Below are 23,644 nucleotides of genomic sequence, written 5' to 3'. Positions count from 1 at the left end.
ATGACCGACTTTTCCCAAGCAGAGACGTTTCAGATTTCGGCCCAGCAGGCCGCGATTCTTTCCCAGCAGCAGTACCTGGGCCAGCCGCTGGCGGCGCAGGCGCTCCTGTCCTTCGACACGCCGCCCGAGCGTGCTGTGCTGGAGGCCGCACTGAACGAGGTGTGCCAGCGCCACGAAATCCTGCGCACCCGCTACCGGCAGGTGCCCGGCTTCAAGCAACCGGTGCAGGAAATCACCCCCCAGGTGCGCCTGCGCCTGTCGCTGGAAGCGGGACGCAGCCTGCAACAGGCCCGTGCCGAGGATCGCCTGGCCCTGGCCGAAGTGCCCCTGGTGGCCTCGCTGCTGGATCGTCAGTTGCTGATCAGCGTGACCCTGGCCAGCTGTGACCGCCAGTCTCTGGCATTGCTGATGACCGAACTGCAGCAACTGTGTGCGGGACGGCAGTTGCCAGCGTTCGACAGCCTGCAGTACGCCGATTACGCCGCCTGGCAGAGCGAGCTGGGGGAGGAGGCGATCGGTCGCGAAGGCCTGCAGTTCTGGCGCACTCTGTATGCCGGACAGCAGCCGGGCGTGCGCCTGCCGTTCGAGCGCCGCCTGGACTTTGCGCCGCAGTTGCAGGAATGCCGCCTGGACACCGATCTGGCACCGGCATTGCGCCAATTGGCCAGTGCGGCCGAGCTGAGTGTCGAGGACAGCCTGCTGTTCCTCTGGGCCGGTTTCCTCGCCGGGCTGAGCCAGCAGGACTCGCTGTTGGTGGCGCTGACCGTGGACGGTCGCAGCGACCAATTGCAGCAGACCCTGGGTCATTTCAGCCGGCGCCTGCCCGTGGCCGTCACGTTGCAGCCCCAAGCCACCTTGCAGGACAACCTGCAGGCGTTCCGTCATCAGCTGGACCTGAGCCGCTCTTGGCAGGATTGCCTGAACGAGCTGGAAGCGTTCGGCGCCGAGCAGCCCCGTCCCCTGGACCTGGGTTGCTCCTACAGCGAAGGCGCCGAGGTGCAGGAGCTGCTCCTCGATCGGGCGTACTTCGAGAAGCTGCACCTGCAGGCCCGGGCCGAGGCCGACCAGCTGTCGCTGCAACTGAGCTGGCAGCCCCGTCTGCTGCCCGACGGCCTGCCTGCCGCCTGGCTCGAACAGTTCGCCCAGTGGCTCAAAGCGGCCGCCGCGGACAGCAGCCTGACCCTTGAGCAATTGCCGTTGGTCAGCGCTGATCAGGCGCAGCGCCTGTTGCAGGATTTCGATCGCAGCGCGGACCTGAGCGCCGCCGATGCACCGCTGCTGCACCAGCTGTTCGAAGAGGCCGCCCGGGCCTTTCCCGAGCGTGCCGCGATCCATGTCGATGGCCGGGAAATCACTTACGCCGAGCTCGACCGTCAGGCCAATCAGCTGGCCCACAGCTTGCGCCAGCAAGGGGTCGACAGCGACGCCATCGTCGGGGTCTATGGGGCGCGTTCCATCGAGATCGTGGTGGCCCTGCTGGGGATTCTCAAGGCCGGTGGCGCCTACCTGCCGCTGGACCCGGCCTATCCCAGCGAGCGCCTGTCCTTCATGCTCGAGGACGCAGCGGTGCGCTGCCTGATCAGCCTGCAACCCCTGCATCCGGACATTGTCCTGCCGGCCGACCTGCCCCAGATCAGCCTGGACCCTCAACGGTTGAGCGGCAACGCCCAAGCGCTGCCCAGCCGCAGCACGGGCGACAACCTGGCGTATGTCATCTACACCTCGGGCTCCACCGGCAAACCCAAGGGCGTGATGGTGTCCCACGCCAATGCCAGCACCTCGACCCTGGCCCGCGGCGCGTTCTACCAGGCGCCCCTGGAACGTTTCCTGATGCTGTCCTCGTTCTCCTTCGACAGCTCCGTGGCGGGGATCTTCTGGACCCTGAGCCAGGGCGCGACCTTGTACCTGCCCAGCGAAGAACAGCACAAGGACCCGCAGCAGGTCGCCGAGCTCATCGACGCGCAGCGGATTTCCCACTTTCTGGCCCTGCCATCGTTCTATGCGCAAATCCTCGAAGCCCTGCAGCAGCCGTCACTGCGCTGTGTGATCGTGGCCGGCGAAGCCTGTCCGGTGGAGCTGGCCCTGCGGCACCGGGAACGGCTGCCCGAGACCTTGCTGGTGAATGAATACGGCCCTTCGGAAAGTGCGGTCTGGTGTTCGGCTTTCGCCGTGGAGCAGTCGCCTGTGGATGAGCGGGTGGCCATCGGTGGCGCTATCGCCGGTACGCGACTGCGGGTGCTGGATGAAGAAGCCGGACTGGCCGGTATCGGTCGCGAGGGCGAGCTGTTCATCGGAGGTCCGGGCCTGGCCCGTGGCTACCTCAAGCGTCCGGCCCTGACCGCCAGTCGCTTCCTCCCGGACCCGTTCGCCAGCACCCCCGGCGCGCGCCTGTATCGCACCGGGGACCGGGTCAGCAGCTTGCCCCAGGGCACGCTCGACTACCTCGGTCGGATTGACTTCCAACTGAAGATCCGAGGCTTTCGCATTGAGCTGGGCGAGATCGAAAGCCTGCTCGGGCAAGCTGCCAATGTGCGCGAAGCCGCTGTCGTGGCCCGTGACACGGCGGCCGGCAAACAGTTGGTGGCGTATGTGGTGCTGGCCCAGGTCGACGACCGCGAGGCCCAGGAGCAGGCCCTGCTGGCCCAGATGCGCGAGCAGTTGCCCGAGTACATGGTGCCGTCGTTCCTCAGTGTCCTGGAGCGTTTCCCCCTGACCCCCAACGGCAAGCTGGACCGTAACGCCCTGAGCGCTCTGGAGCTGCAAGGCAGCGCCTATGTGGCGCCGCGCAACGAGCTGGAGGCCACCCTGGCCGCCATCTGGCAAGAGGCGCTGCAACTGGAGCGGGTCGGTGTGCATGACAACTTCTTTGCCCTGGGCGGCCACTCGCTGCTGGCCACGCGCATTCGCTCCAAGGTGCAAAGCGAGCTCAACCTGTCCTTGCCGCTGCGGGTGTTCTTCGAGGGCGAAACGGTGGAGCTGCTGGCCCGACAGGTCGAGCTGCATCGTGATTCCGGGGTGACAGGGGACAAGGTCGATGCCTTGGAAGCCCTGTTTGCGGAGGCCCAGGAGTGATGAATCCGTTACCCGAGCGCATGCTGGCGCTGTCCAAGCGGTTCGCCGCGTTCAGCCCCCAGGAGCGTAGCGCCTTGCAGCGCAAGATGATCGAGCAGGGGCTGTCCCTGGACCTGTTGCCGATCCCTGGGCGCAGCCAGGACCAGACGCTGATGTGCGCGTCCTATGCCCAGCAGCGCCTGTGGTTTCTCTGGCAACTGGAGCCCACCTCCAGCGCCTACAACCAATTGGCGGTGCTGCGCTTGCAGGGCGACCTGCAGGACGCCGATCTGCAACGCAGTATCCAGTACCTGATCGACCGCCATGAAGTGCTGCGCAGCACCTTCAGCCTGCACGGCCAGCAAGTGATGCAGGTGATTCATCCCCAGCGTGAATTCCTTCTGCAGCGCCTGGATTACAGCCACCTTGAGGAGTCCGGCCCGCAGGTGGCCGAACAGGTGGCGGAGCAGGGCGAACGCCCCTTCGACCTGGAGCACGATCTGCTGTTGCGGGCGACCCTGATCAAGCTCGGGCCCCAGGAACATGTGCTGCTGTTCTGTACCCATCACATCATCAGTGATGCCTGGTCGCTGCCGATCCTGGTGGGCGAGGTGACCAGCGCCTATGTGCACTGGCGCCAATACCAGCGCGCGCCGGACCTGGCGCCGCTGGCAGTGCAGTACGCCGACTTCGCCGTTTGGCAGCGCCTGTGGCTGGAAGCCGGTGAAGCCGAGCGGCAGTTGCAGTACTGGCGCGAGCGCCTGGGCAGCGAACCCTTGACCCTGGAACTGCCTCTGGACCGGCCGCGCCCGCCGCTGCGCAGTGCCCGGGGCGGGCGCCACGCCATGGTCTTCGATCAGGACCTGGACCGCGGTGTGCGCGAACTGGCCGCGAGTACCGGCTGCACCCTGTTCATGGTGCTGCTGGCGTCCCTGCAGGTGCTGCTGCAGCGCTACAGCGGTGCCCGCAGCATTCGCGTGGGCACGCCGGTGGCCAACCGCACGCGGGCCGAAGTCGAGGGGCTGATCGGCTTCTTCGTCAACACCCAGGTGCTGCAGGCCGAGATCGACCCGCAGCAGTCATTCAGTGCCTTGCTGGCCCAGGTCAAGACCCGGGTGCTGGAGGCCCAGGCGCATCAGGACTTGCCGTTCGAGCAACTGGTCGATGCCCTGCAGCCTGAACGCAGCTTGAACCAGAGCCCCTTGTTCCAGGTGCTCTACAACCACCTGGCGGGGGACAACGAAGGCGCGCGGGTGGAGATTCCCGGGCTGAAGATCGAGGCCCTGGCCAGCGACAGCGAATCCGTGCGCTTCGACCTGACCTTCAACACCCATGAAGAAGGCGGGCGCCTGCAGGGAGCGCTGGTCTACGCCAGCGACCTGTTCGACCCGCAGACCATCGAGCAGATGGCCCGGCATTGGCACAACCTGTTGCAGGCGGTGGTGCGCGAACCGCAGCGTCGCCTGGGCGAACTGCCGATGCTCGATGCGGCAGAGCGCACGCAGATACTGGAGCAGTGGAACCTCGGCAGCGCCTTTGAGCGTCCACCCCTGTCGGTACCGGCCTGTGTCGAGGCGCATGCAGTGCGCAGCCCCGATGCGCTGGCCGTGGTCTGCGCCGGGCAGCAACTGACGTATCAACAGCTCAATGCGCAGGCCAACCGTCTGGCGCGTCAGCTGCGCGAGTGCGGCGTGGGGCCGGATGTGCTGGTGGGCATTGCCGCGCAACGCTCGATCGAGATGATCGTGGGCCTGCTGGCGGTGCTCAAGGCCGGCGGCGCCTACGTGCCTCTGGACCCCGAATACCCGCAGGAACGCCTCAACGGCATGATCGAGGACAGCGGGATTACCCAGTTGCTGGCCCAACAGCAGCTGATCGGGCGTTTTGCCGATCTGCCCGGGCTCTGTATCGAGCCCCTCGAGGATTCGCCGGCACGCCAGGCCCTGAGTGCCGACAACCTCGAACCCCTGACGGCTCCCGGACACTTGGCGTACGTGATCTTCACGTCCGGCTCAACGGGTCGGGCCAAGGGCGTGACCATCAGCCACGGCGCCCTGGCCAACTACGTGGCGGCCATTCATCAGCGTCTGCCGCTGGCGTCGGCCCGCAGCATGGCGCTGGTGTCCACGCCGGCGGCGGACCTTGGGCACACGGTGCTGTTCGGTGCCCTGTGCGGCGGCCAGGCGCTGCATGTGATCAGCGCCGATCTGGCGGTGGACGGTGCGGGCCTGGGCCAGTACCTGCAACAGCAACAGATCGATGTGCTGAAAATTGTCCCCTCGCACCTGGCGGCGCTGTTGGGTGAGGACAATGGCGCGGTGCTGCCACGTCAGTGCCTGGTGCTGGGTGGCGAAGCCTGCCCGGTGAGCCTGGTTGAGCGCATCCAGCGCCTGGCGCCGCAGTGCCGGATCGTCAACCACTACGGGCCGACCGAAAGCACCGTGGGCGCCCTGACCCAGGCCGTGGAGGGCGACTGGTCCCAGGCTGCGTCGATTCCCTTGGGCCGGCCACTGGCCAATGTCCGCGCCTATGTGCTGGACAGCGAAGGCCAGCCGGCCGCCGTCGGCAGCCTGGGCGAACTGTATCTGGCCGGTGCCGGACTGGCCCGTGATTACCATCGGCGCCCTGAGCTGACCGCTGCCAGCTTCATCCCCGATCCTTTCGACCCGCAGGGCGGCGCCCGCCTGTACCGCACTGGCGATCAGGTGCGCTACCGCCGCGACGGCAGCATCGAGTTCTGCGGGCGCATCGACCAGCAGATCAAGATTCGTGGCTTCCGGGTCGAGCCGGGAGAAATCCAGGCCTGCCTGCACAGTCATCCCTGGGTGCGCGAGTGTGCGGTACTGGCCCTGGATGGACCCCAGGGCAAGCAGTTGGTGGCCTATCTGGTGTGCCAGTCCGGGCTCGACCCGGATCAGTGCAAGGAAGGGCTCAAGCAGCACATGAACGCGCACCTGTCGGCCCATCAGGTGCCCAGCCATCTGCTGTTGCTGCCGGCGCTGCCCCTGAGCCCCAACGGCAAGCTGGATCGCCAGGCTTTGCCGCGCCCTGAGCAGGGCCGTCCGCAGGACCTCTACCGTGCGGCACAGAACCCCGTGCAACAGACACTGGTGGATATCTGGCAGGAGGTCTTGAACCAGCCGCGAATCGGTATCAACGACAACTTCTTCGAACTCGGTGGCGACTCGATCATTGCCATCCAGATGGTCAGCCGCGCACGCCAGGCGGGCTTGCAGATTTCCTCCCGGGACGTGTTCCGCAGCCAGAGCATTCTTGAGCTGGCAGCGGTGGCCAAGCAAGGCACTGCCTTGTTCATCGATCAGGGGCCGGTGCGTGGCCCGATGCCGCTGACGCCGATCCAGCAGGTATTTTTTGCCAGCGACATTCCCCAGCGCCAACACTGGAACCAGTCGCTGTTGCTGACCCCACGCGAGCCGCTGCAGGTGCCGCTGCTGGAGCGCGCCCTGAACCAACTGCTGGTGCAGCACGATGCGTTGCGCCTGAGGTACCGGCAGCACGCCGGCCTCTGGCAGGCCGAACACCAGGAGCATCCCGAGCCGGTCAGCCTCTGGCGGCAGCGGGTGGCGGATGCCGAGGCGATTCAGGCACTGGGACAACAAGCCCAGAGCAGTCTCGACCTGGAACGGGGGCCGTTGTTGCGCGCGGTGCTGATGGACCTGGGCGATGGCAGCCAGCGTTTGCTGCTGGTCATCCATCACCTGGTGGTGGACGGCGTGTCCTGGCGGATTCTACTGGAGGATCTGCAAAGCCTTTATCGGCAGTTGGCCGAGGGTGCGGCGCCGGTCCTGCCGTCCAAGACCAGTGCTTTCCAGGATTGGGCCGTGCACCTGCAAGACTGGGCGCAGCGCCTTGGGCACACCGACGAACTGGATTACTGGTGCCGGCAACTGGAGCAGGCGCCTCAGGGCCTGCCCCTGGACTATCCCGCCGGGGCGAACCTGGCGTGCCATGGCACGGCGATCAATGCCCGGCTGCCTCGGGAGCTGACCAGCCAGCTGTTGCAGGAAGCCCCCAAGGCCTATCGCACACAGATCAACGACCTGTTGCTGGCCGCCCTGGCGCGCGTGATCTGCCGTTGGACCGGGCATTCGCAGATGCTGGTGCAGTTGGAAGGTCACGGGCGCGAGGAACTGTTTGCCGATGTCGACCTGTCGCGTTCGGTGGGCTGGTTCACCAGTCTCTATCCGCTGTGCCTGACTCCGGCGCAGCCACTCTCGGATTCGATCAAGGCGGTCAAGGAGGACTTGCGTCGGGTCCCGGCCAATGGCCTGGGTTATGGCGCGTTGCGTTACCTGGGGCCGGACGCGGTCCGCGAACGCCTGCAGGGGCTTGCGCAGCCGAGGATCACCTTCAACTACCTGGGGCAGTTCGACCAGAGCTTCGACTCGCAGTCACTCTTGGCTCCGGCGCCGGAAGCGGCCGGTGACGAACGTCACCACGAGGCGCCACTGAGTAATTGGTTGACGGTCAACAGCCAGGTCTATGGGGGCGAACTGTCCCTGAGCTGGAGCTTCAGCCATCAGTTGTTCAAGCCGCAGACGGTTCAGCGCCTGGCCGATGATTACCTGCTGGAACTGCAGGCGCTGATCGAGCATTGCACCCTGGATACCTCGGCGGGCGTCTCGCCATCGGACTTCCCCCTGGCCGGGTTGAACCAGGCTCAGCTGGATGCGCTGCCGGTGGCCCCACGTACCATCGCCGACTTGTACCCCTTGTCGCCGATGCAGCAGGGCATGCTGTTCCACACCCTCTACGAGCAGGCCAGCGACGATTACGTCAATCAGCTCCGGGTGTCGGTGCAGGGCCTGGACCCGCAGCGTTTCCGCCGGGCCTGGGAAGATGCCCTGCAGGCCCACGACATCCTGCGTACCTCTTTCCACTGGCAAGCGGAGCTGGAGCAACCGGTGCAGATTGTCCAGCGTCAGCTGGTGCTGCCGTTCCGGGTGCTCGACTGGTCGGACGGGCAGGCCAGCGAGCTTGCCCTTGACGCGCTGGCCGGCGAAGAACGCAGCCTGTGTGCGCATTTCGACCGTGCACCGTTGTTGCGCCTGTGCCTGGTGCAGACCACGGCCCAGGACTACCAGCTGATCTACACCAACCACCACATCCTGATGGATGGCTGGAGCAGTTCGCAGTTGATGAACGAGGTCCTGCAACGCTACGCCGGGGTGGTGCCGCCACAGGCTCCGGGGCGTTATCGCGACTACATCCAGTGGCTGCAACGCCAGGATCTGAGCGCCTGTGAAAGTTTCTGGCGCGAGCAACTGGGGCGTTTGTCGACCCCGACCCGGCTGGCAGGCAGCATCGCCCTGGAAAACCCGGGCGCGGATGCCGGCCATGGCGAGCTCCACCATGATTGGACCCAGCCGTGGACCGAGCGCCTGGTGGCCTTCGCCCGGCAGCAGAAAATCACCGCCAACACCCTGTTGCAGGCGGCCTGGCTCCTGCTGTTGCAGCGCTATACCGGACAGAGCACCGTGGCCTTTGGCGCGACGGTGGCGGGGCGTCCTTCGGAGCTGCCGGGGATCGAGCAGCAGATCGGTCTGTTCATCAATACCTTGCCGGTGATCGCCACCCCCGATGCGCAGATGAGCGTGGCGCAGTGGCTGCAACAGGTGCAGGCGCACAATCTGCAACTGCGCGAATACGAACATACGCCGCTCAATGATATCCAGCGCTGGGCCGGCAGCAGCGGTGAAGCGCTGTTCGATACCCTGCTGGTCTTCGACAACTACCCGGTGGCCCAGGCCCTGGAGCAGGAGGAGGCTTCCAGCGTGCGCTTCGGTGCCGTGCACAGTCGTGAACGCACCAACTATCCGTTGTCGGTGGCGGTGGCGCTGGAGCAGCGCCTGAGCATCAGCTACGGCTATGCCCGGGAGGCCTTCAGCGCGGCGGTGATCGAGCGCCTCAACGGCCATCTGCTACACCTGCTGGCGCAACTGATTGATAACCCCCAGTTGCAACTGGGCGCCATCGAGCTGCTGACCCCGGCCGAGACGGCGAGCCAATGCATAGCGCCCGTCGCGCCGGGGATCGAGCCGGCGGTACACGAGAGCATCGGTGCCCTCGCACAACGCTGGCCGGAGCGTCAGGCGGTGCTGTTTGCCGGGCAGCGCTTCACTTACGCAGAACTGGACCAGCGAGCCAACCGCCTGGCCCATGAACTGGTGGCCCGCGGGGTCGGCCAGGAGGTCCGGGTCGGCGTGGCGTTGCCCCGGGGCGAGGGGCTGCTGGTGGCCTTGCTGGCGGTGCTCAAGGCCGGCGGCGCCTTCGTGCCGCTGGATCTGAGCTACCCAGCCGACCGCCTGGCCTACCTCATGGCGGATTCCGGCATGGCCCTGTTGCTCAGTGACACCGAGTCGTTGCAGCGCCTGCCTTCGGCCGCCGGTCTGGCGGTGCTCGATCTATCGCGCCTGGAGGTCGGGCAGCATCCGCTGACCGCGCCTGCGGTAACAGTGGCGCCAGAGAGCCTGGCCTATGTGATCTACACCTCGGGTTCCACCGGTCAGCCCAAGGGCGTGACCGTGGCCCATGGTCCGCTGGCGATGCACTGTCGCACCACCGGCGAACGCTATGGCATGACGCCCGAGGACTGTGAACTGCACTTCCTGTCGTTTTCCTTCGACGGCGCTCATGAACGCTGGCTGACCGCCTTTGTCTGCGGCGCCAGCCTGCTGCTGCGTGACGACAGCCTGTGGACCCCGCAGCAGACCTGTGAAGCGATTCGCCGCCATGGCGTGACCATGGCCGGTTTTCCTCCGGCGTACCTGCATCAGTTGGCGGAACATGTGCAGCGGGTCGGCAATCCGCCGCCCATGCGCCTCTACAGCTTTGGCGGCGATGCCATGCCGCAGGCCAGCTTCGAGCTGGTCCAGCAGGTGTTGCGTCCCCAGTACATGATCAACGGTTACGGGCCCACCGAAACCGTGGTCACGCCGCTGGTGTGGAAAACCGCTGCCGGTGAGCCTTGCAAGGCTGCTTATGCGCCCATCGGCCATTGCGTCGGCGAGCGCAGCGCCTATGTCCTGGATGCCGATCTCAATCCCTTGCCAGTGGGGGTCGCCGGAGAGCTGTACATCGGCGGCAATGGCTTGGCGCGAGGTTATCTGCAGCGTTTCGCGCAGACCGCCGAACGCTTTGTTCCCGATCCCTACAGCCCCTTGGGGGGACGTCTGTATCGCACCGGGGATGTGGTGCGCCAGGGCAGTGACGGGGTGTTCGAGTACCTGGGGCGTATCGACAACCAGGTGAAGATCCGTGGCTTCCGCATCGAGCTGGGCGAAATCGAAGCGCGGTTGATGGCCCACGAACAGGTCAGCGAGGCGGTGGTTCTGGCCCAGGACACCGCCCATGGCCGGCGGCTGGTGGCTTATCTGGTGCCGGCCGCGACCGTGCGTGAGGACGAGCAAGACCAGGAAAGGTTGCGTGAAACCCTGCGCCAGACGTTGAAGGCCTGCCTGCCCGACTACATGGTGCCGTCCTATTGGCTGTTTCTCGAACGCTTGCCGCTGTCGCCCAATGGCAAGCTGGATCGCAAGGCGCTGCCCATGCCGGAAATGGTCCAGGCCAGCCACGCCTATGTGGCGCCGCGCAGCGATCTGGAGAAGCGCCTCGCACAGATCTGGCAGGACGTGCTGAAGCTGGCGCAGGTCGGTCTGACCGACAACTTCTTCGAGCTGGGCGGGGACTCGATCATCTCCCTGCAGTTGGTCAGTCGAGCGCGTCAGGCCTCGATCCGCTTTACCCCCAAGGACCTGTTCGAGCAACAGACCATCGGAGGGCTGGCGGCGGTGGCGCAGTGCGGGGTGCAGGACGACATCGACCAGGGACCGGTGAGCGGCGACATGCCGCTGCTGCCGATCCAGCGTCTGTTCTTTGCCGAGCCGATTCCCCAGCGGCACCATTTCAATCAGTCGGTGCTGCTGATTCCGGCCACGCCCTTGAACCCGCTGGCCCTGAAGCAGGGCTTGCGAGCCTTGCTTGAACATCACGACGGATTGCGTCTGCAGTTCCAGCAGGGGAGCGCAGGCTGGAGTGCCAGCCATGGTCCGCTGGATCAGTCCGGGCCCGGTCCGGACCTGTTGTGGCAGGCCGAAGCCGCCAACGCCGCCGAGCTGGAGCAGCTCTGCGAGAAGGTCCAGTGCAGTCTCGACCTGCAGCGCGGGCCTTTGTTGCGGGCGCTGTTGGTGACCCTGGCGGACTCCACTCAGCGCTTGTTGCTGGTGGCCCATCACCTGGTGGTGGATGGCGTGTCCTGGCGCCTGTTGTTCGAGGACCTGCAAAGCGCCTACACCCAGGCGCTGGCCGGGCAAGCGCTGCAGTTGCCTGCCAAGAGCAGTTCTTATCAGGCCTTTGGCCGACGCCTGCAAGCCTATGCCCATGGGCCCGAGGCCCGGGCCGAACTGGCCTACTGGCGCGCGCAACTTGCGGGCGCACAGGCATCGTTGCCTGGGGTCGAACCTGGCACCCAGGCCTTGAGCCGTGACGCTGGCAGCGTGCAGGTCCAGCTCGATGCCGCGACCACCCAACGCTTGCTGCAACGCGCTCCAGCCGCCTACCGGACCCAGGTCAACGACCTGTTGCTGGCGGCCCTGGCCCAGGTCATGGGGCAGTGGACCGGACAGCCTTCGACCCTGATCCAGCTGGAAGGCCACGGGCGTGAGCAACTCTTCGAGGACCTGGACCTGAGCCGCACCGTGGGCTGGTTCACCTCGGTGTTCCCGGTGCGCCTGAGCGCCGGGGATAGCGCCGAGTCTTCGATCAAGCGGATCAAGGAACAGCTGCGGGCCATTCCCAACAAGGGGATCGGCTACGGTGCCCTGCGTTACCTGGGGGATACCGCCAGTCGCGAGGCGTTGCAGGGGCTTGCCCAGCCTCGGGTCACCTTCAACTACCTGGGGCAGTTCGACGGCAGTTTCGATGATCCTCAGGCGCTATTCATTCCGGCGCCCGAGGCCCATGGCGCGGATGCCAGCATCGATGCGCCCCTGGGCAACTGGCTGTCCATCAGCGGCAAGGTGTACGACGGCCAGTTGCGCCTGGACTGGAGCTTCAGTCAGCGCATGTTCGACAGTGCGCAGATCGAGTCTTTGGCCCAGGACTATGTCCAGGCGCTGCAGGCACTGGTGGAGCATTGCTGCCAGGCCCGCGGCGGCGTTACGCCATCGGACTTCCCGCTGGCGCGGCTGACCCAGGAACAGCTCGACGCCCTGACGCTGGTGCCGGCGCAGATCGAGGACATCTACCCATTGGCGCCGATGCAGCAGGCCTTGTTGCAGCATGAGTTGCAGGACCATGAGGCGGGGGATTTCGTCAACCAGATGTGCATGGATGTGCAAGGCGTCGACCCGCAGCGACTGCGTCAGGCCTGGCAGCAGGCCATGGATACCCATGAGATCCTGCGCAGCCGTTTTGTCTGGGGCGGGTCCCTGGTGCAGCCGCTGCAGGTGGTCCAAAAGCAGGTCGAGGTGCCGTTCCAGGAGCTCGACGGCACTGTGTTGAGCAGCGCTGCGCTGGAGCGTCTGGCCCTGGCTGACCGGCTCAAGGGCTTCGACCTGTCCCAGGCGCCGTTGCTGCGTCTGCAGGCGATCAAGCTGGGGGAGGGACGCTACCGGCTGATCTGTACCAACCATCACATCCTGTTGGACGGCTGGAGCGGGTTCCAGTTGTTCAACGATGTGTTGGCGGCCTACACCGGGCAGGCCATCAGTCACCGACCGGCTGGCTACCATGACTACATTGCCTGGCTGCAGGCCCGTGACCAGCAGGCCGACGAACGCTTCTGGCGTGAACAGCTCAAGCCACTGAAGGTGCCGACCTTGCTCAGTGCCTGCGCGATGGCCCAGGGCGATCGGCAGCGGGGTGGGCATCGTCAGCATTACTTCGAGTTCGACGAGGCCCAGACCGAGCAACTGACCCGTTTCGCCCGGCAGCAGAAGATCACCGCCAACACCCTGGTGCAGGCGGCCTGGCTGTTGCTCCTGCATGTGCATTGCGGTCAGTCGACGGTGGCCTGCGGCGCCACCATCGCCGGACGCCCGCCACAGCTCAAGGGCATCGAGCAGCAGTTGGGGCTGTACATCAACGATGTGCCGCTGGTGGCCAGTATCGAGCCAGAGCAGAGCGTGGGTGACTGGCTGCAGGCGCTGCAAGGACGCAACCTGCTGATGCGTGAGCATGGCTACAGTGCCTTGAGCGATATCGAACGCTGGGCCGGGTTGCCGGGCGGGGAGTTGAGCGACACGGTGATCGTGTTCGAGAACTATCCGGTCAGTGCGGCGTCGGCGGGTGGGGATGTCGGTGATTTGCGTCTGGAGAGCATGCACAGCTTCGAGCAGACCAGTTCGGCGTTGACTTTGTATGTCGAGCTCAAGGGGCAGTTGCAGTTCCACTATGACCATCGTCTCAATGCCTTCAGCGAGGCGGCGGTAGAGGCGCTGAATTTGCAGTTGGTGCAGATGCTCTGGCTGTTGGCCGATGGTTCGGCGGTGCGGTCGCTGGCGCAGGTGTTGGCGTTGGCGCAGCAGGGCGGGACGCCGGTTAGGCGGGAGGTGCTGTTAGGGGTTTAGGTATCGTTGATTGGTGTGATGGGCGGGAGGACAGGTGACTGTTCTCCCGTTTTTTTGGGATGGGGGAAATCTGGTGGTGGTTGGGCTTTTGCGGCGTGGGTTGGAGTACAGGTCCATTGCTGCGGGGCTGGCCGCTGGCGGTTGGGAGGGGGCATATCCATTGCTGCGGGTGCGGCGGATGGCGGTTTCGCCCTTACGGCGAGTCACTTTGGGGCCCCAAAGTAACCAAAGGGCTTTGCCCCTCCACTCGGTGCCTCGCATAGCGAGGCATGCCCGAACTCCGGCATTGATCCGTGGGCTGCCGCCACCGGCCATCCCTGGCCGGGTGGCGGCTAACCCGGCATCCCTGCCGGGTTACCCACGGCTCAATGCCTGCGTTCGGCCATCGTGGTTAACGGGGCGTTCAGATCAAGATCAAGATCAAGAGCCAGACGGCGGCCTTGCGGCCGGCCTGAAGCTGAACGCGCGCACTCATTCCCCTGAAGCTGGCTTGCCAACAAGGCTTTGGCTCGGGCGCTGTATGGCTTGCGGGCCTCTTCGCCGGAGCGCAAATCCAATGACAATGCCGAAGACTGGGGGCGAAACGTCGGGTCGAGGCTGGCGCCTCGGGCAAAAAAATCCCCGCCCCGGTGACCGGGGCAGGGAGGGGTTCAACTAGGGGGAATCAGAAGCTGTATTTGACGTTGAACATGACGTTGCGCGGGTCGCCGTAGTAGATCGAGTTGTAGGTGCCGATACCGCTGTAGTAGTTGCGGTCGAAGACGTTGTTCAGGTTGACCGTGGCCTTGAGGTTCTGGTTGAAGTCGTAGCTGCTCATCAGGCCCACCACGGCGTAGCTGGCACGGGTGAATTTGTGGCTGGGCAGTTGGTTGTAGGCGGCATCGACGAAGCTGTTGTCGACGAAGGAGGTCGAGCTCTGCCATTGCATGTTGCCGCCTACGGTGACTTTGTTCAGTTCGCCAGGCAGGCGATAGGTGGTGGCTACCTTGAACAAGTGCTGTGGCTGGGTGGTGGCCACGCGCTTGTTCTTGGCGTCGTAGGACTCCTGGTAGACGTAGCCGGCGTTGACGTTCCAGTCCGGCAGCACTTCACCGGCCATTTCCAGTTCGACGCCGTTGGTGGTGGCGCCCTTGATCGCACGCATGGCCTCGAAGCCGTCAACGCCCATGACGCCTGTATTCTCGCCCAGGTTGTCCTGCTTGAGCTGGAACAGCGCCAGGCTGGCGTTCAGGCGACGGTCGAAGTATTCACCCTTGACCCCCACTTCGTAGCTCTGACCGGTGAGCGGCTCCAGGGACTTGCCGCTGACGTCCAGGCTGTAGGGCTGCGGTTTGAAGATGTCGGTGTAGCTGGCGTAGACCGTGTGGTAGTCGTCCAGGTCATAGGTGATGCCGGCATAGGGAATGACTTCCCCGGAGTTGGTGGTGGAGATGCTCGGCAGTTGGCGCAGGGCGTTGACCCGATCGATCTGCCAGTCGTAGTCGGTGACCCGGGCACCGAGTATGAAGTTCAGGGCATCGGTGGGCTTGAGGATCACCGCTGCGTAGGAGACTTTCTGGGTGCTCTTGATGTCGAAGGTCGACCACCAGGCCCAGTCGGTCGGGTAGGGCATGCTGTTGTTCCAGTTCAGCACGTCGTCGATGACTCCAGTGGTGGTGCCGTCGATACGCTTGGAGCGGGTGGTGGCGTGGGAATAGTTGTAGCCCAGCACCAGTTCGTGGGTGCGCCCAAACAGCGCGAACGGACCCTTGGCGTAGGCATCGAAGGACTTCTCGTCGCTGTTGGAGCCGAAGTTGGCCACGCCGCCCGGCGGCAGGTAGCCATAGTCCTGGCTGTTGTCGAGATTGACGTGCTCGCTGGACATGCCGGCGATGATTTCCCGCGAGGTGTACTTGCGCGTATTGACTGTCGCCTTGAAGGTCCAGTCGTTGTCGAACTGGTGATCTAGGCCGACAAAGGCGTGCTGGGTTTCCTGGTTGCGGTAGGCGAACTTGTCCGCCGGGTTGGTGGAACGGGAGAACTTGATCCGATTACCGTTCTTGTAGAACACCGGCAAACTGGTGTTGGTCGTGGCGTCGTTGTTGTTCTTCTGGTAGTCGTAGCCGACGCTGAGGGTGGTGGAATCGCTCAGGTCGCCTTCGAGAATGCCGTAGAAGACGTTCTGTTCACCTTTCTGGTAGTCGATGAAGCTGTTGCGCTTGCCGGTGCCGGCCACCATCCGTCCGCGTATCGCACCGCCTTCCACCAGCGGGCCGGAAACGTCCACTTCGCTGGTGTAGCGGTCCCAGGAACCGGCGCCGGCGGCGACGTGGCCCTGGAATTCCCGGGTGGGGCGCTTGCGCACCATGTTGATCACCCCGGACGGATAGCCGATGCCGTTGACCAGGCCGGTAGCGCCCTTGAGCACTTCGATACGGTCGTAGATCAGGGTGTTGCCGATGCTGTAGTTGTCGCGGATGTTGCCGCCGTCGGTGCCCAGGCTGGGAATGCCGTCGTACTGGAAGTTCTGGATTTCAAAGCCCCGCGAGTAATACACGTAGCCTTCGGAGCTCTCGCGGTTGACCGTGATCCCGGGGGTCTGCTGCATGACGTGCGCCAGTTCGGTCAACCCTTGGTCATCCATCTGCTGGCGGGTGATGACGCTCACCGACTGCGGCGTTTCACGCAGCGACAGGTCCATGCGCGTGGCCGAGTTGCTTTGCCCGGTGGTGTAGGAACCGGTCCCCTCAGTGGTGCTCCCCAGCCCCTGAGTGGAAATGTTCATGGTCCCCAGCTCCACAGCCCCACTGCTTTGCACCAGGGTCACGGTGTTGCCTTGGCGCTGATAACTCACCCCGGTCCCGCGCAGCAGTTGCGACAGGGCCTGGTCGGGCTGCAAGGCGCCCTTGATCGCCGTGCTGCGCTTGCCCTGGACGCTGTCCTGGTTGTAGAGCACTTGCAGGTCGGCTTGCTGGCCGAATGTCTGCAAGGCGCTGCCCAGGGACTGTGCAGGAATATCGAAATTGGCTTGCTGGGCTTGTACCTGGGCGGCACAGGGCAGCGCCAATACGGCCCCAAGCAGATAGGGACGCAAGCTCGGCCGCAGCGCATGGCGCATGAGCAGGGCTTTCTTCAGGGGGGTGAGTCCAAGAGGTGCTGGCATGTTCATTTGCTCTTATTAAGCGGCAATGGGAATTCGTTTTAAATGTGAATGTTTCTCAAACTTGTTATGAGACGTTCGACTTCCCGAAAACCGGAAAGCCGATACGAAAAAATCAGGCCGGTTCGAGTTCGCAACTGACCTTGCCCGCTTCCATGCGCACCAACTGGTCGGCAATGTCGAAATAGCGATCGTCGTGGGAGATGACGATGATGGTCTTGCCCAGGCGTTTGAGGTCCGGCAGCAGCTCGGTGTAGAAAATCCGCCGGAAGGTCGGGTCCTGGTCGGCGGCCCATTCGTCGAACACCAGCACCGGGCGTTCCTCGATCCAGGCGTTGACCAGCGCCAGTCGCTTGCGTTGTCCGGTGGACAGATCGGTGGTGGTGAAGGCCCCGTCGCGGATGCTCACCTTGTGCCCGATCTCCAGGCGGCGCAGATACTGTTCGGCCTCTTCGGGCAGTTGTTCGCCACCCTGGACCAGGTCATCGAACAGGTAGTAGTCGGCAAAGATGGTGGTGAACAGTTGTCGATAGTCGTCGCGGGTCTCGGCGGTGACAGGGCGGCCGTTGAGGCGGATCTCGCCTTCCTGGGGTCGGTACAGGCCCAGTAGCAGCTTGATCAGGGTGGTCTTGCCGCAGCCGTTCTCGCCAACGATGAAGACGATGTCGCCCTGCTTGATCCGCAGGTTCACCGGACCCAGGGCAAAGGGCGCGCTGCCTTCGACGGCCGGGAAGGCGTAGCGCACATCGTGCAGTTCCAGGCTGTGCACGGTCTGGGGTTGGCTTGCGGTTTCACTGAGCAGCAGGTGCGGTTCGGGGGAGGAGAAGCGCTCGGACAGTTCGGCGATGCGGCGGAAGGCCACCTGGGCGCGGCTGACAATCGGCAGGTTGCCGATCAGCAATTCCAGGGGGCCCTTCATGTACAGCAGCACCAGGACGAAGCCGCTCATCACTGCGCGGTCGTTGTTGGGCCAGAAGGACTGCAGGGCCAGGGCCAGGCCGATGACCACGAAAAACAGCATGGAGCCGAAGGTCTTGGCGACGATGAAAATGTTCACCGACTCGATCTGTTTGTTGCAGATGTGCTCGGCGCTGTGCTTGATCCGCTGGTTGAACATGCGGTTGCGGCGCGGCCGGTGGATGCGCAGTTCCTTGGCGCCGTCGGCAATGGCGTTGTAGTGCTTTTGCAGGTTGTCCTCTTCATCCCGGGCGTCCATGAAGCCCTTGATGCCCTTGGTTTGCGCAACAAACTGCACGCTGCAACCAATCACGATGGCCACCAGCATCAGCAGGAACATCGGCCATGAGAGCAGGGCCAGGTAACCCAGGCAGCCCAGGGTCACGGTCAGGGAAATGGCCAGTGGCGCAAAGGCGAAGGCGAAGTCGCTGATGGTGTCGATGTCGTGGGTCAGTACCGGGATCAGGCGATGGCTGCGATAGCGTTCGATCTGCTCGATGGGCGCGCTGAGGACTTTTTCCCCCAGGTCTTTGCGCAGCTTGCTGATGATGTGCTGGCCGACGTAGTTGCTGCCGATGTCCGACAGAATCGAACACAGCAGCGCCAGCAGGCACAGCCCGGCGAAGGTCAGGACCACGCCGCGACTGAGGCCGTCGGCGCCGTTCAGGGCCTGGTTGATGGTCGCCAGCAGGACGGTGATGCTCAGGCCGCCGATGATGCCCAGCACGATCGAGACGGCCACGGTGGGCCAGAAAGGTTTGAGCAGGCCCAGCAGGTCACGGATGGCGCTGCGGCTACGCGGAGGGCTGTTCATGATGACTCCTGGTTCAAGCACGGATAAGGGCGGGTGAGAGGCGGTTTGCGTTGGGGCATGGGGGCCGGGGTGCAGCCGTCGGGTTCATCTGGTGCGCTTCCTCTGAAATGGATCGACATACGGGCAAGGGTCCGGGGTGCACAGCGCGATGCGGCGTGCAGTGCGCTGCAATGCCGGGCTTGAGGAGGCTGTCGCGTTCGGGACGGGGCTTGACTCAAGACCGTTGCAGAGAAGACGAAGTGGCACTGGGGGGATTTAGCGCAGGCCTGGCGTCGCGCCGTGCGCCGGTCGCTGCCGGGAGGCTGCAGCGACCGCTGGATCAGCTCAAAGTGGCCGATCGAAGAAGAACTCGCGTTCCAGGCGCAGCAGAGCGGCTTTCTTGTGGGCCAGTTGGATGTCCTTCAGGTGACCGAAGCCCTGGGACTTGAGGAAGTCGATCTGCCGGTCATGGTCGATGCGCGGTTCGCCAAGGATGCGCTGGGTACGTGGATCATCCAGGAACATGTAGTGCATCAGCGAATTGAACCAGCCCTTGAGCTTGCCGATGCCCTGGTGCTTGTTCTCGCCCACCACCACGTGCCAGCCGCGGTCGTGGTCCTGCACGTCGTAGTAGGGGGCGATGCGGTCTTCCTTGCACCAGTAGACTTCGAAGTAGGCGAAGGGCTCGTCGTCGTAGCAGCCGATCAGCGGATGGACCCGCGGGTCGGCGAGCATGTCTTGCAGATAGGCGGCGTGCTCGTCGAGGCTACCGGCCTGCTCCCAGAAGAACGCCACCTGTTCCAGGTTCATCCAGCGATTGAAGGCTTGCAGGTCGCGGTCCGGATCGATGGTGCGCAGGCTGAACTCGGTGTTGAGCCCCGGCAGACGACGGCGGTACACCTCGCCCTGGGGCAGTGGCGGGCGTTGCGGGTGACGTTTCTCGCCGCTGAACTGGTAGAAGGGCGCGGTGTGGGCGCTGGCCGGAGCGCTGAGCCAGGGCAGCGGGTGCTGCCAGAAGGTACTGCGTCGGCACTGTAGCTCCACCTGGTGGGCATCGACGGCGAGCAAGGTGTCAAAGACCCCCTGGCGGATGGCTGACACGGCAAAGTCGCGGCTGGCACGCAGGCGAACCCGCACCTGGGCGGACTTCTTCTTGTAGCAGAAATGCCCGCCCAACAAGGCCAGCAGCGCACTGGCCGGGTAGTTGGGGGCAATCTCGCCGGCGATCTCGATCAGTTCGCCATCGCTGCGAAAGGTCAGTGCCGCGAAGCCCTCGGTGTGCAGGCTGCCCTGGTTCTCTTCGGCGTCATGCACGCTGGCGGTGGAACCGTCGCTCAGCGACAGGGTGAACAAAGCTGCTTTCATGGTGTGTCTCCGTCAGTCGATGAGGGGAAGGGTCAAAGGTCGCGGGCAACCCGGAACCCCAGCCAGTCACCACGATCGGTGGGGTAGATGTTGTTGCGGTTGCCTGAGCGGGAAAAAATCGGCGCTTCGGTCCAGTCGTTGCCGCGCATCTGCAGGACGCTGCAGTTGGGCTCGGTCCAGGCGCTACCGTCGGTGGGGGCGCCGACATAGCTGTCATGCCAGCAGTCGGGGGTGAACTCGTAGACATTGCCGTGCATGTCGTAGACGCCAAAGGCGTTAGGGGGGAAGGAGCCGGCGGGCGAAGTGAAGCTGAAGCCGTCTTCCGGGCCGTAGGTGTTGGCGTGCTTGGCAATGCTGTATTCCTTGCCCTCGTCGAAAGGGAAGGGGAAGGGGCCGGTGCTGCCGGCGCGGGCCGCGTATTCGCGCATGGCTTCGCTGACGATGTAGTAGTGCTGGCCGGTGCGCTTGGACAGCCAGGCGGTGTAGGCCTGGGCTTCGTTGAAGTCCATGCACACCGCCGGTTGGCGCGGGCCGACTGGGTAGCGGGGTTTACCGGCCTTGCATTCGCGACCGGGGCGCGTGTCGCCGTCGGGCATCTGGTAGCCGGTTTCCTTCAGGTAGGTGGCCCATTCGCCGGCCAGGACCTGGAAGCGTCCGATGGCGAATGGCTTGGCGAAGGTCACTTCATGCATCGGACCTTCGTCCTCCTGGCGGCCGACCTCGTCAGCGGGGGTACCCATGGTGAAGGTGCCGGCGGGCAGCACCACCATTTCCGGACAGTCCTTGCAGTCCTTGAACACCTTGCCCGGCTGGGGCGAGGCGGCGGCCTGGGCGGCGGTCGGCAGCAACAGGCTCAGCAGCAAGGCCAGGGAGAGGCTGGCCAGGGGCGGGCGGAGGGCGGTGCTCAGTGAATGCTGTTTCATCATGACTCTCTTTTTAAAAGTGACGCAGTGCGCAAGGAGGAGCGGTTTCAGACCTTTTTGCGCAGCAGGTCCATAAAGCGATCGATCTGTTGTTCGTCGTTGAGCAGGCCTGGCGCGGTACGGATCACCGGACCGACGTCCCGGTCCACGGCATCGACCACCACCCGATTGGCCATCAGGTAGGCGGCGAACTGGTCGCAGTCCTGATTCTTGATCCGGAAGAAGGTGAAGCCCGCTGACAGCTCGGGGCTCAGGGGGGTGACCAGCTCCACTTGGGGCAGCTCCTGCAGACGTTGCTTGAGGTAGCTGTTGAGGGCGTGGATGCGCGCCTGGACTTGGGCCTTGCCCAGTTGCAAGTGCAGCTTGAAGGCTTCATCCAGGGCCCAGCGGTGTTCAAAGGCGTGGTAGCCGCCGGGGGTCATGCTGGTAGCGAAATTGTTGTCCTCGGAAAAGGTCGGTACGCTGGGGGTAACGTCCTTGAGCTCCTCGGAGCGGGCGCAGATGATCCCGGTGCCGCGAGGGCCGAACATCCACTTGTGAGTGCCGGAAATGAAGTAGTCGCAGTGCATGTCGGGGAAGTCCAGGTTGTCCACGCCAAACCCGTGGACCCCATCCACCACATAGATGATTCGGTCTTTGTCGTCGCGGTTGCGGTTGAACTCATCCACCAACTGGCCGATCTCGCCGATCGGCAGCTTCACGCCACTGCCCGACTGCACCCAGGTCATGCCCAGGACCCGGGTATTGGGGCGGATGCTGCGCTTGATCGAGCCCAGGATTTCATCCTTGGACACCCGGTGCGGGTCCTTGAACAGGCTGATCTTGCGCACCTGGGTGCCTTGCTTGGCCACGCGGAAATTCAGGCTGTATTCGGTGGCGTAGTGTTCGTGGACCGTGGTCAGGATCTCTTGATCGGGCCGCACGTGAAGGCCGCCGTAAATCATCGCCAAGCCTTCGCTGGTGCTGCCGGTGAGGGCGATCTGGCCGGGCTTGGCTTGCAGGTAGCGGCCCGCCCATCGACGCACCTCGGCCTCGCGTTTCCAGGGTTCCTGCAGGTCCCAGTCCATGGCCAGCCCCGGGTTGCGGTCGATTTTGGCGCGATGCCGTTCGATGGCTTCACGCACGGGCCTTGGGTGCGAGGTCACCAGGAAGTTGGAAAAGTGAATGGAGTCCGGGTCCTGGTCGAACAGCAGGCGCAGTTGCGCCCATGGGTCCTTGGGCGCAGGGGACGGGGCGCTAGTGCTGGTGCCGGACGCGGCCAGGGCGCCGGCGCCCAGAGGCAGGCCGGCGGCGAGGATGCCGGCCTGTTTGAGAAATGTACGGCGATCGGTCATGAGCTCATTTCACTGGTTGGCAAAAGGGGGGATCAGCGATGGGCCAGGGGCTTGGCGGATTTCTGCACCTGCTCCCAGACCCGCAGGAAGTTGCCGCCCCAGAGCTTGGCGATATCCGCTTCGCTGTAGCCGCGCTGCAGCAGTTCGGCGGTGACGTTGCGGCCCTCGCTGACATCCTTCCAGCCGTCCAGGCCGCCCCCGTCGTTGAAGTCCGAACTGATGCCGACGTGGTCGATGCCGATCTTCTTCACGGCGTAGTCGATGGCGTCGCCGAAGTCCTTGAGGGTGGCCTTGGGTTCTGCTTCGACAATGCTGTACAGCTCGCCGGCGTATTCGCCGAAACGCTGTTCGGGCCACACGGTGATGATGGCGTCGCCGGGCATCAGGGCCATTTCCAGCCCGGTCAAGGGTTGCAGGTCGAAACGCGCGCGCAGGGCGTTGAGCTTGTCCCGGGTCGCTTGGCTCAGGGGACGGATGTAGGTGGGGAAACCGACGATCTGCACCACGCCGCCGCTGTCCTTGATCAGCTGCATTTCCTTGTCGCTGAGGTTGCGCGGGATATCCACCAGGGCCCGGGGCGCCGAGTGCGAGGCGACGAAGGGCGCGCGGCTGAGCTGGCTGACCTGCTCCAGGGCCTGGGTCGACATCTGCGAGACGTCGATGATCACCCCCAGGTCGTTGAGTCGGTGCACGGCCTGCCGGCCCAGCTCGGACAGGCCGCCGAGGGCGTCCGGGGTGTCGTTGAAGAACGGCAGCGGGCGCGAGGAGTCGGACCAGGCGTTGTTGCCCACGTAGCTGAAGCCGAACATGCGCATGCCCCGGGCCGCCCAGTGATCGAGCTGGTCGAGATCGGTGCCCAGCGGGTAGGCGTTGAGCATGCTGAGGAACACCGCGAACTTGCCTTCACCGTTGAGGCGGCGGAAGTCGTCCGGGGTATAGGCAATGCCCACCTGGTTGGGGAAGTCGCGGACCATGCCGGTGAGGATCTTGTAGCGCGCTTCCTGCTCGTTGCGCGCGGCGTCGACAAAGCCCGCCGTGGGGCGATGGGGGGCATTGGGCCCGTTCCAGATTTCCGGCCAGCCGAAAATCGTCAGGGCTGCGCCGGACAGGCGTCCGCGTCCGGCCTTGGCCAGGTCGAACTGGCCGCTGCCGTCCTTGTCGGCCTCGTTGCCGGCGCTGCCGAAATCCAGGGGCACGGTGATGTGGCTGTCGAAGGAGAGGATGCGCTCCTGCAGTTCTTCGGCCTGTTTCATCACCTTGACCGGGTAGCCCGGGTTGTCCCTGAACCAGTAGTCCCAGGCCAGGAAGCCGGCGCCGGCGCCAATCGCCAGGGCCAGCGGCAGGCCGATGTAAAGAGCCTTCTTCGAACGTGGTTTTGTCATTGCCATCTCAGTCGGATTCGCCGTCAAGGTGCAGGCACGGGGGCCTTTGCTATCTGGGAAGGACGAGCCAGTGGCGAGAAAATTTAACCGCCCCGCGCGGGCGCTAAATTT

The 23,644-nt window shown here is 64.6% G+C and carries 8 protein-coding genes; 2 read left to right on the top strand and 6 right to left on the bottom strand.

What is annotated here, in order from left to right:
• Both POS17_RS20620 and POS17_RS20615 read left to right on the top strand, forming a co-directional pair.
• Window positions 1-3,072 (top strand): non-ribosomal peptide synthetase, encoded by a 3,072-nt coding sequence (locus POS17_RS20620; protein WP_060840286.1) that lies wholly within the window; start codon window positions 1-3, stop codon window positions 3,070-3,072.
• Window positions 3,072-13,640: a non-ribosomal peptide synthetase gene (locus tag POS17_RS20615; protein ID WP_082729919.1), complete on the top strand. Its 10,569-nt coding sequence runs from the start codon at window positions 3,072-3,074 to the stop codon at window positions 13,638-13,640. The genes POS17_RS20620 and POS17_RS20615 overlap by 1 nt, the downstream gene beginning before the upstream one ends.
• A 664-nt stretch (window positions 13,641-14,304) precedes the next feature.
• Here POS17_RS20615 and POS17_RS20610 read toward each other — a convergent pair.
• The 6 genes from POS17_RS20610 to pvdM form a co-directional block, all read right to left on the bottom strand.
• Entirely contained in the window at window positions 14,305-16,782 is a 2,478-nt protein-coding gene (locus POS17_RS20610; protein WP_159426431.1) for a TonB-dependent siderophore receptor, read from the bottom strand.
• A 112-nt stretch (window positions 16,783-16,894) separates the two neighbouring features.
• The gene (locus POS17_RS20605) at window positions 16,895-18,550 is read right to left on the bottom strand and encodes a cyclic peptide export ABC transporter (RefSeq protein WP_060840283.1); all 1,656 of its coding nucleotides are present in this window, start codon (window positions 18,548-18,550) and stop codon (window positions 16,895-16,897) included.
• 324 nt (window positions 18,551-18,874) lie between these two features.
• Window positions 18,875-19,894 (bottom strand): GNAT family N-acetyltransferase, encoded by a 1,020-nt coding sequence (locus tag POS17_RS20600; RefSeq protein ID WP_060840282.1) that lies wholly within the window; start codon window positions 19,892-19,894, stop codon window positions 18,875-18,877.
• Between the two features lie 32 nt (window positions 19,895-19,926).
• The gene (pvdO, locus tag POS17_RS20595) at window positions 19,927-20,817 is read right to left on the bottom strand and encodes a dihydropyoverdine dehydrogenase (RefSeq protein WP_060840281.1); all 891 of its coding nucleotides are present in this window, start codon (window positions 20,815-20,817) and stop codon (window positions 19,927-19,929) included.
• Between the two features lie 47 nt (window positions 20,818-20,864).
• Window positions 20,865-22,151 (bottom strand): pyoverdine-tailoring periplasmic protein PvdN, encoded by a 1,287-nt coding sequence (pvdN, locus tag POS17_RS20590; protein WP_060840280.1) that lies wholly within the window; start codon window positions 22,149-22,151, stop codon window positions 20,865-20,867.
• A 32-nt stretch (window positions 22,152-22,183) separates the two neighbouring features.
• Window positions 22,184-23,533: a pyoverdine-tailoring dipeptidase-like protein PvdM gene (gene pvdM, locus POS17_RS20585; protein WP_060840279.1), complete on the bottom strand. Its 1,350-nt coding sequence runs from the start codon at window positions 23,531-23,533 to the stop codon at window positions 22,184-22,186.
• Window positions 23,534-23,644: the final 111 nt, after the last annotated feature.

The sequence above is a fragment of the Pseudomonas sp. Os17 genome, assembly GCF_001547895.1.
Lineage (GTDB): Bacteria > Pseudomonadota > Gammaproteobacteria > Pseudomonadales > Pseudomonadaceae > Aquipseudomonas.
The sequence above is the reverse complement of the archived record's forward strand: the minus strand, read 5'-3'. Positions and strand labels throughout refer to the sequence as shown.